The sequence below is a fragment of the Streptomyces sp. NPDC001732 genome (assembly GCF_053596315.1).
The window spans coordinates 214428-227970 of sequence record NZ_JBSFFY010000002.1; the positions used below are offsets into that span (position 1 = coordinate 214428).

At 72.2% G+C, this 13543-nt stretch carries 10 protein-coding genes; 5 read left to right on the forward strand and 5 right to left on the reverse strand.

Annotated elements, in window-relative coordinates:
• Positions 1–75 precede the first annotated feature (75 nt).
• Positions 76–2073, forward strand: coding sequence for a DNA helicase RecQ (gene recQ, locus ACWCXX_RS03700; protein ID WP_451123922.1), 1998 nt, complete (start codon positions 76–78; stop codon positions 2071–2073).
• Between the two features lie 42 nt (positions 2074–2115).
• Here recQ and ACWCXX_RS03705 read toward each other — a convergent pair whose 3' ends face one another.
• The 5 genes from ACWCXX_RS03705 to ACWCXX_RS03725 all read right to left on the reverse strand — a co-directional run bounded on the left by ACWCXX_RS03705 (position 2116) and on the right by ACWCXX_RS03725 (position 8575).
• On the reverse strand, positions 2116–2724 hold the full coding sequence (locus ACWCXX_RS03705) for a Uma2 family endonuclease (RefSeq protein WP_451124368.1): 609 nt from the start codon (positions 2722–2724) through the stop codon (positions 2116–2118).
• Positions 2725–2865: 141 nt separating this feature from the next.
• Positions 2866–3543 (reverse strand): GOLPH3/VPS74 family protein, encoded by a 678-nt coding sequence (locus tag ACWCXX_RS03710; RefSeq protein ID WP_451123924.1) that lies wholly within the window; start codon positions 3541–3543, stop codon positions 2866–2868.
• Positions 3540–4769: a fumarylacetoacetase gene (fahA, locus tag ACWCXX_RS03715; RefSeq protein ID WP_451123926.1), complete on the reverse strand. Its 1230-nt coding sequence runs from the start codon at positions 4767–4769 to the stop codon at positions 3540–3542. The genes ACWCXX_RS03710 and fahA overlap by 4 nt, the downstream gene beginning before the upstream one ends.
• Positions 4770–5071: 302 nt before the next feature.
• Entirely contained in the window at positions 5072–7066 is a 1995-nt protein-coding gene (locus ACWCXX_RS03720; protein WP_451123928.1) for a CocE/NonD family hydrolase, read from the reverse strand.
• A 9-nt stretch (positions 7067–7075) separates the two neighbouring features.
• Entirely contained in the window at positions 7076–8575 is a 1500-nt protein-coding gene (locus ACWCXX_RS03725) for a peptide MFS transporter (protein WP_451123930.1), read from the reverse strand.
• 156 nt (positions 8576–8731) lie between these two features.
• On the opposite strand from ACWCXX_RS03725, the gene ACWCXX_RS03730 reads away from it, so the two are divergent.
• The 4 genes from ACWCXX_RS03730 to ACWCXX_RS03745 all read left to right on the forward strand — a co-directional run bounded on the left by ACWCXX_RS03730 (position 8732) and on the right by ACWCXX_RS03745 (position 13430).
• A complete protein-coding gene (locus tag ACWCXX_RS03730; protein WP_451123932.1) occupies positions 8732–9742 on the forward strand; it encodes a polyprenyl synthetase family protein in 1011 nt (336 codons plus the stop codon).
• Positions 9743–9970: 228 nt separating this feature from the next.
• Entirely contained in the window at positions 9971–11248 is a 1278-nt protein-coding gene (locus ACWCXX_RS03735) for a LolA family protein (RefSeq protein ID WP_451123934.1), read from the forward strand.
• Between the two features lie 171 nt (positions 11249–11419).
• Positions 11420–12457, forward strand: coding sequence for an ATP-binding cassette domain-containing protein (locus ACWCXX_RS03740; RefSeq protein ID WP_451123936.1), 1038 nt, complete (start codon positions 11420–11422; stop codon positions 12455–12457).
• Positions 12444–13430, forward strand: a complete 987-nt coding sequence (locus tag ACWCXX_RS03745) for an ABC transporter permease (RefSeq protein WP_451123938.1) — start codon at positions 12444–12446, stop codon at positions 13428–13430. The genes ACWCXX_RS03740 and ACWCXX_RS03745 overlap by 14 nt, the downstream gene beginning before the upstream one ends.
• Positions 13431–13543: the final 113 nt, after the last annotated feature.

Sequence of the window (13543 nt, forward strand, 5' to 3'; positions counted from 1 at the left end):
TGGCAGGGGACGGCGGCGACGAGGACGAGCCGCGGACGGAGCCGGGACAGGACGATGGGCACGACGGGCGGAACCATGGATGTGACCGAGAGCGACGCACGACGGACGCTGCACCGGGTGTTCGGATACGAGGCGTTCCGCGGCGAGCAGGAAGCGATCGTCGACCACGTGGTGGCCGGCGGGGACGCCGTGGTCCTCATGCCGACCGGCGGCGGCAAGTCCCTCTGCTACCAGATCCCGTCCCTGGTCAGAGCGGGCACGGGCGTCGTCGTCTCCCCGCTGATCGCCCTGATGCAGGACCAGGTGGACGCCCTGCGGGCGCTCGGCGTGCGTGCCGGTTTCATCAACTCGACACAGGACTTCGACGAGCGCCGCTCGATGGAGGCGCAGTTCGTCGCCGGTGAGCTCGACCTGCTCTACCTGGCTCCGGAACGGCTCCGCCTCGACTCCACGCTGGCGCTGCTCTCCCGCGGCGAGGTCTCCGTCTTCGCGATCGACGAGGCGCACTGCGTGGCCCAGTGGGGCCACGACTTCCGCCCGGACTACCTGGCCCTGTCGGTCCTTGGCGAGCGCTGGCCCGAGGTGCCGCGCATCGCCCTGACGGCGACCGCGACCGCCGCCACGCACGAGGAGATCACCCGGCGACTGGGCATGCCCGACGCCAAGCACTTCGTCGCCAGTTTCGACCGGCCCAACATCCAGTACCGGATCGTGCCCAAGGCCGACCCGAAGAAGCAGCTGCTCTCCTTCCTCAAGGAGGAGCACGCCGGGGACGCCGGCATCGTCTACTGCCTCTCGCGCAACTCGACGGAGAAGACCGCCGAGTACCTCTGCCGCAACGGCATCGAGGCCGTCCCGTACCACGCGGGGCTCGACGCGGGCACCCGCGCCGCCCACCAGTCCCGGTTCCTGCGCGAGGAGGGCCTGGTCGTCGTCGCGACCATCGCCTTCGGCATGGGCATCGACAAGCCGGACGTCCGTTTCGTCGCCCACCTCGACCTGCCGAAATCGGTCGAGGGCTACTACCAGGAGACCGGCCGCGCCGGGCGTGACGGGCTGCCGTCCACGGCCTGGATGGCGTACGGCCTCCAGGACGTCGTGCAGCAGCGCAAGCTCATCCAGGGCGGGGAGGGCGACGAGTCCTTCCGCCGCCGCGCCGCCTCCCACCTCGACTCGATGCTCGCCCTGTGCGAGACGGTCCGGTGCCGGCGCGCCCAGCTCCTGAGGTACTTCGGCCAGGAGCCGGGCGCGGCGTCCTGTGGCAACTGCGACACCTGCCTCACCCCGCCGGAGAACTGGGACGGCACGGTGGCCGCCCAGAAGCTGCTGTCGACCGTGGTGCGGCTGAAGCGGGAGCGGGGGCAGAAGTTCGGCGCGGGCCAGATCGTCGACATCCTGCTCGGCCGCAAGACCGCCAAGGTCATCCAGTTCGACCACGACCAGCTCTCGGTCTTCGGCATCGGCGGCGAGCTGACCGAGGCCGAATGGCGCGGAGCGGTACGGCAGTTGCTGGCCCAGGGGCTGCTCGCGGTCGAGGGCGAGTACGGCACGCTGGTGCTGACCGAGGAGAGCGGCTCGGTCCTCGGCGGAGGACGCGAGGTGCTGCTGCGCAAGGAGGCCCCGAAGCCCGCCTCGCGGTCCACGAAGGGCGAGCGCAAGGCGAAGTCGCAGGCGGCCGGGGCCGAGCTGGCGCCCGAGGCCGTCCCCGTCTTCGAGGCGCTGCGGGCCTGGCGCGGCGCGCGGGCGAAGGAGCAGGGCGTCCCGGCGTACGTCATCTTCCACGACGCGACGCTGCGCGAGATCGCCACGGTGCGGCCGGATTCGGTGAGCGCGCTGGGCGGGATCAGCGGCCTGGGCGAGAAGAAGCTGGCGACGTACGGGGAAGGGGTGCTGGAGGTCCTGGCGACCTTCGGGACCGACGGCACGACCCCGGCTCCGGCTCCGGAAGCTGTGCCGACCCCGGCAGCCGTGCCGACCCCGGCTCCGGAAGCCGCGCGGGTCCCGTCGGCGCCGTCGGCTCCCGACGACGACCCGGAGTTCGGCTGGGACGAGGAGCCGCCCGAGTACGAGTGAGCGGTACGGGCCGGGTGGCGGTGGCGCGGGCGGCGGGACGGCCTACTGCGGCTCCGCCGCCCGGCGGCGCGCGGTGATCGCGGTGAGGTCGAGGTCGACGGGGAAGGGGACGGAGACCTTCATCCGGTCGTGGAAGATGCCGGTGGAGGTGTAGGTCCCGGTCGACGGCTCCAGCTCGAAGACGTAGACCACCGCCCGGTCGTCGTGGTTCTCCACCCGCCAGTAGTGCGGGATCTTCGCCCGTGCGTACTTCACGGGCTTGGTCTCCCGGTCCCGGGTGACGGATTCCTCGGACACGACCTCGATGGCCAGCAGCACACTGTCCGCGGGGAAGCGGGTCTGCCTCAGTCCCTCGACCACGTCCGCGCGCACGACGACCACATCGGGTTCGGGCCTGTTCTGGATGTCGATGTCGACGGTGAACTCGCGCACGACCTCAAGATCGTGCGGCAACAGCGACTGCAACTGCCACTCGAAGAAGCTCACTGCCCTCGAATGGAACAAGGTCTGCGGACTCACGAAAACAAGACTCCCGTCGATCAGCTCCGTGTGCGGAGGCAGATTCGGGAGTGTGTCCAGGTCATCGGCGGTCCAGCCGCCCACGGGCGGAACCGCCCACCGCGGCTCGGGGGCCTCGGGTTCGACGCTCATCAGTGCTCCCATGACGCAGAGTCTCGCGGGACTTTCCAGCGTATCCGCAGGGAACAGGACATGGTTCCCCCGAACGCGTGAACGCCCCGCACGTCGCTGACCAGCGGGTTTCCGGGGCGTCCCCCCAGCATGTCCGTTCTCTCAGTCGTCGTCCGAGCCGCCGTTCGAGCCGAAGGCCGGGCTGCGGTTCCCGGACGACTGGTCCCGGCGGACGTTCTGGTGCACCGCGTGCGCGGCCCAGTCGTCGTGGACCAGGTCGCGCATCGCCCAGCGGCCGCGCAGGCCGCCCCGGCTCACCTCGGCCGACAGGTCGATCGCCGAGACCAGCGCGGCCAGGGCCCGGCTGCGCGGGTCCGGGAAACCGGCGGCCCCGGCGGCCGTGAAACGGTCCCGGACCGCGAGCGACCGGGCCGGGTCCGTCGCCGGGTGGCGGTGGTACGGCAGCAGGCCCAGCAGACGGCCGGTCTCCCGGCGCAGGACCGAGCGGCGCACCAGGTGTTCCACGCACAGCTCCTCGGCGTACCGGCCGGCCTGCCGCACCCAGCCCCGCGCGCCGACGCCGCCCCCGGGCCCGCCCGGGGGCGGCAGGCTCCCCAGGACCTGGGCCAGGAAGGGGTCCGGGGGAGCGGGCGCGCCGATCACCCGTATGCGGCCGTGCTCCTCGGCGACCCGCCCCTGGAGCTCCAGCTCCCGCAGGGCCGCGCCCGCCGTCCCGTATCCCAGGAAGCGGTCGCGGCACAGCGGCTTGCCGCGCAGCGGATCCAGGGCGAGCAGCAGCAGTTCCTCGGGGAGCGTGAGCTCCGGGGCGGGCGGTGTCATGACGCGGGCACGATCCGCCCGGTGACCTCGCCGATCCCGACCCGGGTGCCGTCCGGGCCCGGTGCCCAGGCCGTCATCGTCACCGTGTCGCCGTCCTCCAGGAACGTGCGCTTGCCGTCCGGGAGGTCCAGCGGGTCGCGGCCGTTCCAGGTCAGCTCCAGGAGGGAGCCGCGCTGTCCGGGCTCGGCGCCGCTGACCGTGCCGGAGCCGTACAGGTCGCCGGTGCGCAGCGACGCGCCGTTCACCGTCATCTGGGCCAGCATCTGGGCCGCCGTCCAGTACATGGTGGCGAACGGCGGCTCGGCGACCACCTGGCCGTTGATCGCGACGGAGATCCGCAGGTCGAAGCCGCCGGCCTCGTCCTCGTCCGCGTCCTCCAGATAGGGGAGCAGCGGGAAGTCGCGGGCCGGGGGTGCGGTCCGGGCCGACTCCAGCGCCTCCAGCGGGGTCACCCAGGCCGAGACGGACGTGGCGAAGGACTTGCCGAGGAACGGGCCGAGCGGGACGTACTCCCAGGCCTGGATGTCCCGCGCCGACCAGTCGTTGAGCAGGCAGAGCCCGAAGACGTGGTCGCGGAAGCCGCCGAGCGGGACCGGGGTGCCCTGCTCGGAGCCGACGCCGACGACGAAGCCGACCTCGGCCTCGATGTCCAGCTTGACGGAGGGGCCGAAGACGGGGGCCGCGTCGGTCGGCGCCTTGCGCTGGCCGGACGGGCGCACCACGTCCGTGCCCGACACGACGACGGTGCCGGACCTGCCGTGGTAGCCGATCGGGAGGTGCTTCCAGTTGGGCGTCAGCGCCTCGCCGTTCGGCCGGAAGATCTGCCCGACGTTGGCGGCGTGGTTCTCGCTCGCGTAGAAGTCGACGTAGTCCGCGACCGCGTAGGGCAGGTGGAGCGTCACGGCGTCGAGCGGGTGCAGCAGCGGCTCGATGTCCGCGCGGTGCGCCGGGACCGTGACCCAGGCGGTCAGGGCCCGCCGGACGTCCCGCCAGGCGGTGCGGCCCGCCGCCAGCAGCGCGGTCAGGTCCGGCTGGGCGAGGAGCTGCGCGTAGGGCGAGCCGAGCGCGTGCGCGGCGGCCCCGGCGTCCAGGACGTGGTTGCCGATGCGGACGCCGACCCGGCGGTCCTCGGGGTGGTCGGGGGTGGAGAACACTCCGTACGGAAGGTTGTGCGGACCGAAGGGGTCGCCCTCGGCCAGATCGAGCGGGCTGCTCTGCTCGGGCATGTGTTGCTGCCTCGCTTTCCAGGTCGCTTGGGGGACACGTTACGTGGGTGCCACCGCCCGGCGGGAGTGTCCCCAACTGCTCCTGATGCCCGGAAAGTTCCGCCGTCCCCCTGCCGGGAGCAAGGGGTACGGCGGTGGCTCAGAGCGTCCGCCAGTAGGCCTCGCGGCGTCGCGGGGCCGGGGCACGCACCTCGCGGCGTTGTCGTCCGTCACCATGGCTCCGCCATGATTCAATCCTCCGCCTCGCGATGCACGTACCCCGGCCCCGCTCCTTCCCCCGCGCTGCCCACCGGCAGACGCTCTCAGCCGGCCGTGCGCGGGATCCGCTTCTCCCAGGTGCGGTGGAAGACCACCTCACCGCCCTCCTTGCACATCACCTCGTTGGACGTGATGAAGTCGGTGGCGTCCGCGGTGGTCTCGGAGCGGGTCTCGATCCGGGCGTCCCAGGCCATCTCCGGCCGGTGCAGCCGGATCGCCCAGTCGGACCGGGCGTGTGCGCCGAGCGGGTCGCCCTCCCGGATCGTGTACGTCTCCAGGGCGTCCTCGGTGAACTCCAGGCCGTCCGGGTAGATGCGGGTGCCGCCGTAGCGCGGGTCCACCTCCAGCCGCCATTCGCCCTTGGCGACGTCGCGGACCACCAGCCGTTCGGGGCGCTGCTCGTCGAGCGTCACCGGGTGGACGACACCGAGCGGTTCCGACTGCTCCGGGCGCTCGAAGCGGATGCCCGGGTCCTGGGTGCGGCGGCGCACCGGCAGTTCGACGAGGCTGCCCTCGGCCTCCAGGACGAACCCCGCCGACCCGGCCTGCGGCCAGATCCACGGCCAGTACGAGGAGGAGACCGCGAGCCTGATCCGGTGGCCGGGCGGGAAGGTGTGCCCGATGGCGTTCAGTTCGAAGGCGACGTCCTCGGTCGCGCCGACCGGCCAGTCGTCCGAGCGGTCGCGGCCGTGCCGGGCGCCCAGGTTGAGTGCGCCCCGGGTGACCAGGGTGGAGGAGCCGTCCGGTGCGACGTCGCAGAGCCGGGCGATCGCCTGGCCGCGCGGGGTGTCCATCCGGATGCGCAGCTTCACCCGGGGGCGGCCCAGGATCTCGATCGGGTCGCCCTCGACCGGGAATTCGAAGCAGACCGACTTGGCGTCCTCGTCGCGCTGGTCGGGCGGCAGGTCGGCGTCGTTGCCGAACGGGAAGAAGCGCCCGGCGTCCAGGCCGGTCTGCTGCGGCGAGTCGACGATCTGCGGGCCGCCCTGGAGGGCGTACGCGACCGGCGTGACGTTCGGCGACGGCCAGTGGGTCTCGCCCACCCAGCGCCCCGGCAGCGTCTCGTACACCGTGGCGGGGCGGTGCGAATCGCTGATCCAGGCCCGCAGCAGCGGCTCGGACATGACGCCGGTGTCCTCGTCCTTCAGGTGCTGGTCCCACCAGCGCAGCGTCTCCTGGAGGAAGCCGATCGACGGGCCCGGCGGCAGCCCGCGGTCCGGGTACTGGTGCGACCAGGGCCCGATCAGCCCGCGCACCCGGTCCGGGTCGAGGTGCTCGACGAGCCGCAGGACGGTGTCGCGGTACGGGTCGTGCCAGCCGCCCACCGCGAGGACGTTCGCCCGGATCGCGGAGTAGTCCTCGCAGACGCTGCCGTGCTTCCAGTAGTCGTCGCGGGTCTGGTGGGCCAGCCAGGTGTGGATGAAGGGGTCGACGGCCGCCAGCCGTCTGCGCCACATGTCCTTCCAGCCCTCGCCGACCTGCGCCGGGTCCGGCGGCCGGGCGACGAAGGCCAGCATGGTGGCCGCCCAGGCGTGCATGTCGACGGCGAGCACCGAGCCGCCCATGTAGTGGACGTCGTTGTCGTAGCGGTCGTCGGTCGAGCAGACGGTCACGACCGCCTTCAGCGGTTCGGGGGCCAGTGCGGCGATCTGGAGCGAGTTGAAGCCGCCCCACGAGATGCCGAACATGCCGACCCGGCCGGAGCACCAGTCCTGCCGGGCCAGCCAGTGGACGACCTCGACGCCGTCGGCCAGTTCCGTCGCGTCGTACTCGTCGCCCGGCAGGCCCTCGCTGTTGCCGTGGCCGCGCACGTCCACCCGGACGGAGGCGTAGCCGTGGCCCGCGTACCAGGGGTGGCGCTGCCAGTCGCGCGGCGCCGTCCAGTCGCTCAGCCGGTACGGCAGGTATTCGAGGAGCGCGGGCACCGGTTCGTCGGTGACGGGCCGCCAGATCCGGGCGTACAGCAGGGTGCCGTCCGGCAGCGGGATGCGGACGTCCTCACGGGTGGTCTCGTACGGGAACGTGGTGCGGATGTGCATGGCGTTACCTCAGTGGACGGGGTGCATGGTGCGCTTGAGCCAGGGCGCGGCGGCGACGACGGCCAGACCGGCCACCACCGCGATCGTGCCGTTGACACCGAAGTAGGCGGCGTTGGAGACCTCGCCGTACAACTTCACGACCTGGGCCTGGATGCCGTTGGCGAGGGCCAGCGAGAGGAACCAGAGCGCCATCGTCTGGCTGGCGAACGCCTTGGGGGCGAGCTTGGTGGTCGCGGACATGCCGGAGGTCTCCAGCAGGACGTCCCCGAGACCGAGCAGCAGGTAGGAGCCGACGATCCACCAGGCGGCCATCTTGTAGGTGTCGCCGGAGTGCCCCGAGGTCGGGAGCACCATCAGCAGGAAGGACAGCCCGCCGAGGATCACCCCGATCGCGATCTTGTTGGAGGCGTGCGGCTGGCGCGGGCCCATCCGGGCCCAGACCATGGCGACCACCGGGGCGAGCGCCACCTCGAAGGCGCCGAGCGCGGAGGCGTACCAGCTCGCCGGGAAGTGGAAGCCGAGGATCTCGGTGCGGGCGTTGGTCGACGCGAGCAGCATCATCGTCGAGTACGCCTGGAACAGGATGAAGTTGAAGACGACGGAGGCCAGGAACAGCACCACGTACGGGCGCAGCCTGCCGCGTTCCTCGCCCGTGACCTGCGGGCTGCGGAACATCACCGCGAAGTACACGACCGGCGCGATCACCGAGACGAGGGTGAGCAGGTTCACGAAGCGGTCCATGGTGAGCCACCCCGCCAGGGCCAGGGCGGTGGCGAGGGCGGCGACCACGACGGCCCCGGCCGCGACGAGCCGCACGGCGCGCCGCATCGGCTCCGGCGCCAGCGCGAATTCGGCGCCGTGCTTTCGCCCGGCCAGGTGACGTCGGCCCAGTACGTACTGGGCGAGACCGAGGGTCATGCCGAAGGCGGCGGCGGAGAAGCCCCAGTGCCAGCTCGCGTGGTCGCCGAGCCAGCCGGTGACCAGCGGGCCGAGGAACGCCCCGATGTTGATGCCCATGTAGTAGAGGGCGAAGCCGGCGTCGCGGCGCTCGTCGTCGGTGCGGTAGAGCTTGCCGACCATGGTGGCCACATTGGGCTTGAGCAGGCCGGTTCCGGCACTGATCAGACCCAGGCCGATCCAGGTCATCGCGTCGGTGGGCACCGCCATGGCGTAATGCCCGCAGGCGATGAGGATGCCGCCGTACAGGACGGCGCGGTACGAGCCAAGCATCCGGTCGGCCAGCCAGCCGCCCGCCACGGAGACCAGGTAGACCAGGGTGCCGTAGGCGGCCGAGACGGACGCGGCGGTGCCCGGCTCCATGCCCATGCCACCGCGGGCGACCGTGTCGGCGAAGTAGAGAACCAGAATCGCCTGCATGCCGAGGAACGAGAACCGTTCCCAGACCTCCAGGCCGGAGAGAGTCATCAGCCCCCGAGGCTGGCCGAAAAAAGCCTGGTCATCGCCGGGGGCAAGCTGAGTCGGTTCGGTGTTTGCTGCCGCGTTGGACAAAAGGGGGACTCCTGATCGTATGAGCTGATCACGAACATACCGGCGGCGGCGGGAAGGCGCCCACAGCGATCCAAAGGGGACCGGATACGCTGACTTGAGTGATGGCAGCGACACATCGACATCCCGTGTGATCGTCAGCAGACAGGAGATCCCCTCGTGACCGTCGTCGGGCCGTTCGGACTGAGCGTGCGGGACCATGCTCTTGAGGCCGATGTCCAGGCCGGGTTGGCTGCTGTCGAGTCCGGGCTGCTCGATGCCACCAAGAGCGACGTGCCCTTCATCACGGAGGCCGCACAGCATCTCGTCCGCGCCGGAGGCAAACGTTTCAGGCCACTGCTGGCGATGCTGGCCGCCCGGTTCGGGAACCCCGACGCGCCGGGCGTGGTGCCCGCCGCCGTCGTCGTCGAGCTGACGCACCTCGCCACGCTCTACCACGACGACGTGATGGACGAGGCGGACGTGCGCCGTGGCGTCGACAGCGCCAACAGCCGCTGGGGCAACTCGGTGGCCGTCCTGACCGGCGACTTCCTCTTCGCCCGCGCCTCGCACATACTGGCCGACCTCGGTCCGGAGGCCGTACGCATCCAGGCGGAGGCGTTCGAACGGCTGGTCACGGGCCAGATCCTGGAGACCGCGGGCCCCGGCGAGGGCCGCGACCCGATCGAGCACTACCTGGAGGTGCTGCGCGGCAAGACCGGCTCGCTGATCGCGGTCGCCTGCCGGTTCGGCGCGATGATGGCCGGCGCGCACGGGTCGACCGTCGACATCCTCACCCAGTACGGCGAGCGGCTCGGCGTCGCCTTCCAGCTGGCCGACGACGTGCTCGACATCGCGTCCGACTCCCACGAGTCCGGCAAGACCCCGGGCACCGACCTGCGCGAGGGCATCCCCACCCTGCCCGTGCTGCACCTGCGGGAGTGGGCGGCGACCGTCGGCCGGCCGGAGGACCTGGAACTCGTCGCGCTGCTGGACGGCGGCCTGGAGGACGACGTCCGGCACGCCGAGGCGCTGCGCAGGCTGCGCGCCCACCCGGCGCTGGAGCAGGCCAGGCGGGACACCGTCCGGTACGCGGAGGAGGCGCGGGCGACGCTGGCGCCGCTGCCCGCGAACCACGCGAAGGCCGCGCTGGAGGAGCTGTGCGACGCGGTGGTGCACCGGGCGGGCTGAGAGCCTGTCCCGGACCCCCGTCGCACGTCCCCTACGGGACAGGGGAGACGGACCCGCGCGGTGTCATACCGAAGAGGTAGGCGGAGTTGCTCCCGCGGGCTGACGCTTTCGCCCCGCCGATTTGGTCGGATGGAGAACATCCACTCCTGACCAAGACGGTGAGAATGGCGGCACGGAGTGGACGAGTGCAACCGGACGGAAGCCGCCGACCACGGAGGTAGGGCACACATGGCACCGAACGACAGCGCAGAGACCAACGGCGGCGGGACCAGGGGCACCGTCGCCGGCCGTCGGAAGGCGGCGCGCTACATCGTCCCGGTCGCAGTGGCGGGAGTGGCGGCCGCGACGATCGGGCTCGTGCCGGCGCTCGCGAGCACCGGCGACCCCGATCTGCCGAAGATCACCGCACAGGAACTCGTCGAGAAGATCGCCGCCTCGGACACCGAGCGGCTCTCCGGCACGGTACGCATCAGCACGGACCTCGGCATCCCGTCGCTCGGCGGCCTGGCCGACGCGTTCGTCCAGGGCGGCGGGTCCGGCCGGGGCGGTTCGAGCGCCGACCCGCAGGAGCGGCTGACGGAGCTGGCCTCCGGCACGCACACGCTCCGGGTCGCCGCGGACGGCCCCGACAAGCAGCGGCTGTCGATCCTGGGCAACGCCTCGGAGTACAGCCTGATCCACAACGGCGACGAGGTCTGGGCGTACGACAGCGGCTCCGACCAGGCTTACCACGCCACCGCGGACCGGTCCGCGCGGGACTCCGGCAAGAAGTCCGCGCACCCCGCCCCCGACGGCGTGCCGGCCACCCCGAAGGAGCTGGCCGAGCAGCTCCTGGAGACGGCGGGCCCCACCACGTCCGTGACGGTCGACGGCACCACCCGGGTCGCCGGACGCGACGCGTACAAGCTGGTCGTCAAGCCGAAGCAGAGCGGCTCCACGATCGGTTCGGCCACGGTCGCGGTCGACGCGGAGAACGGCGTGCCGCTGAAGTTCACCCTGCTCGCGAGCGACGGCGGCAAGCCCGTCGTCGACGCCGGGTTCACCAAGGTCGACTTCGGGAAGCCGGCCGCCTCCTCGTTCACGTTCACCCCGCCCAAGGGCACCGAGGTGACCGAGGCCGACGACGCCAAGGCGCAGCACGAGAAGGGCACGGGCCCGGACAAGGGCCTGGGCAAGGGGCTCGACGGTCTGTTCCCGGGCGCCGACCAGTTGGGCGCCGGGGACCGGGGGGCCAAGGGCACGAAGGTCATCGGCGAGGGCTGGAACGCGATCGCGGAGATCAGCACCCCCGGCGGCACCGGGCTGCCCTCGAAGGCGTCGGGCGAAGTACCGGCCGAGGCCCAGCAGTTCCTGGACGCGCTGGGCGACAAGGTCACCGGAAAGTTCGGCTCGGGCACGGTCTTCAAGACCCGCCTGGTCAACGCGCTGCTGACGGAGGACGGCAAGGTCTACGTCGGCGCGGTCACGAAGGACGCACTGGTCGAGGCGGCGAACAGCGCCTCCTGACCCCGGGCGCGCCGAGCGCCTCCGGCACCGTCCACCCGCCCCGCCGTACGCTCCGTACGGCGGGGCGGTCCGCCGCGACCGTCCTTCCGGCGGACGGAGCCGCCGGAACACGGCCCGGGGGCGCCCGCCCCGCACGGCCGGACGAACCCTGCCGACCCATGGGGAGCACGCATGACAGAGCCCGGGACCGCGGTCGATCCGAAGGGGGTTCCCGAGCCGGGAGTGATCCCCGGACCGGGGGCGTTCGACGGCCCGGGGACCGCTGACGGCCCGGAGGCCGTGATCGAGACCCGGGGGCTCAGCAAGCGCTACCGCGGCGGGCAGCTCGCCGTGGACGGCCTCGACCTCAGCGTTCCCGGCGGCAGCGTCTTCGGCTTCCTCGGCCCCAACGGCTCGGGCAAGACCACCACCATCCGGATGCTGATGGGCCTGATCGCCCCGACGTCCGGCACCGCGCGGCTCCTCGGCCACCCCGTGCCGGACGCCGCCCGCACCGTGCTCCCGCAGGTCGGCGCGTTGATCGAGGGGCCCGCGCCGTACGGCTTCCTGAGCGGCCGGGACAATCTGCTGCGGTACGACTCCGCCGACCCGACCGCCGACCCGCGCACCCGCCGGGCCCGGGTGGGGCAGGCCCTGGAGCGGGTCGGGCTGGCCGCGGCGGCCGGCAAGAAGGCCAAGGCGTACTCCCTGGGCATGAAGCAGCGCCTCGGGCTCGCCGCCGCCCTGCTCCAGCCGCGCCGCCTGCTCGTCCTCGACGAGCCGACCAATGGTCTGGACCCGCAAGGCATGCGGGAGATCCGCGCCCTGGTCAGGGAACTGGCGGCGGAGGGCACCACGGTCTTCCTCTCCTCGCACCTCCTCGACGAGATCGAACAGGTCTGCACGCACGCCGCGGTGATGGCCCGGGGCCGGCTGATCGTCCAGGGCCCGGTCGCGGAGCTGGCGGCGGGCACCCGCGGCCGGCTGACCGTCACCACCCCCGACCCGGGCGACGCCGTCCGGATCCTGAAGGAGCTGGGCGTCACCGGGGTCACCGCCGACGGCGACCGGGTGAGCGCCGAGGCCCCGCCGGGCGACGTCGAACTCGCCGACCTCAGCGCGGCCCTGGTCCACGCCGGGGTGCGGCTGCGGTCCTTCGGCGTCGAACGGGCCTCGTTGGAGGACGCCTTTGTCGCACTCACCGGAGAGGGTTTCGATGTCGCAGGCTGAAAGCACGCCCCCGGCGGCGTCGCAGGTGGAGAGCGCGCCCCCGGCGGCGCCCCGGGCTGAAGGCGCGTCCCCGGCAGCACCCCCGGCGGCATCGCGGGGCGACAGCGCACCCCCGGCGGCGCCCCGGGCGCGCAACCCGTTGTGGACCTTCGGAATCCTGCGCTCCGAGCTGGTCACCACCTTCCGCCGCTGGCGCACCCTGGCCCTGCTCGGGGTACTGGCCGCCGTACCCGTGCTGATCGGCATCGCGGTGCGCATCGAGACGGGCGGCGACTCCTCGCACGGACCGGGCGGGGGCGGGGGCCCGGCGTTCCTCTCCCAGGTCACCAACAACGGGCTCTTCCTGGTCTTCGCGGCCCTCGCCGTGACGCTCCCGGTCTTCCTGCCGATGGCCGTCGGCGTCGTCGCCGGGGACTCGGTCGCGGGCGAGGCCAACGCCGGAACGCTGCGCTACCTGCTGGTCGCCCCGGCGGGGCGGACCCGGCTGCTGCTGACGAAGTACGCCTCGGTGCTGGTGTTCTGCCTGGTCGCGACCCTGGTCGTGGCCCTGTCCGCACTCGCCGTGGGCGTGCTGCTCTTCCCCGTCGGTGAGGTCACGACCATCTCGGGGACCCGGATCGGCTTCGGCGAGGGACTGCTGCGGGCCGGACTGGTCGCGGTGGTGGTCGCGGCGTCACTGGCCGGATTCGCGGCCGTCGGCCTGTTCGTCTCGACGCTCACCGGCAGCGGCATCGCGGCCATGGCCACCACCGTCGGGATACTCATCACCGTCCAGATCGTGGACGGCATCCCGCAGTTGAGCGGAATTCACCCCTACCTCTTCCCGCACCACTGGATGTCGTACGCGGACCTGATGCGGGCCCCCGTCTACTGGGACGAGGTGGTCAAGAACCTGGGGCTTCAAGGCTTGTACGCGGCGGTGTTCGGCTCGGCGGCCTGGGCCCGTTTCACGACGAAGGACGTCACCGCCTGACGCGCGGGGACGGCTGCCGCCCGTACCGTCGGCCGGGCGAGCCGTCCCCCGATCGGCTCGTCGCGGCACGAACGGCACGAACGGTGCGGCTCACCGGAACGACACGACACGGC

Excerpts from the sequence above, each read along its gene's own strand:
- ACWCXX_RS03705 (WP_451124368.1), bottom strand. The coding sequence starts at position 2,724 with ATGAGCGTCGAACCCGAGGCCCCCGAGCCGCGGTGGGCGGTTCCGCCC.
- ACWCXX_RS03720 (WP_451123928.1), bottom strand. The coding sequence starts at position 7,066 with ATGCACATCCGCACCACGTTCCCGTACGAGACCACCCGTGAGGACGTC.
- fahA (WP_451123926.1), bottom strand. The coding sequence starts at position 4,769 with ATGCCCGAGCAGAGCAGCCCGCTCGATCTGGCCGAGGGCGACCCCTTC.
- ACWCXX_RS03710 (WP_451123924.1), bottom strand. The coding sequence starts at position 3,543 with ATGACACCGCCCGCCCCGGAGCTCACGCTCCCCGAGGAACTGCTGCTG.
- ACWCXX_RS03735 (WP_451123934.1), top strand. The coding sequence starts at position 9,971 with ATGGCACCGAACGACAGCGCAGAGACCAACGGCGGCGGGACCAGGGGC.
- ACWCXX_RS03740 (WP_451123936.1), top strand. The coding sequence starts at position 11,420 with ATGACAGAGCCCGGGACCGCGGTCGATCCGAAGGGGGTTCCCGAGCCG.
- ACWCXX_RS03745 (WP_451123938.1), top strand. The coding sequence starts at position 12,444 with ATGTCGCAGGCTGAAAGCACGCCCCCGGCGGCGTCGCAGGTGGAGAGC.
- recQ (WP_451123922.1), top strand. The coding sequence starts at position 76 with ATGGATGTGACCGAGAGCGACGCACGACGGACGCTGCACCGGGTGTTC.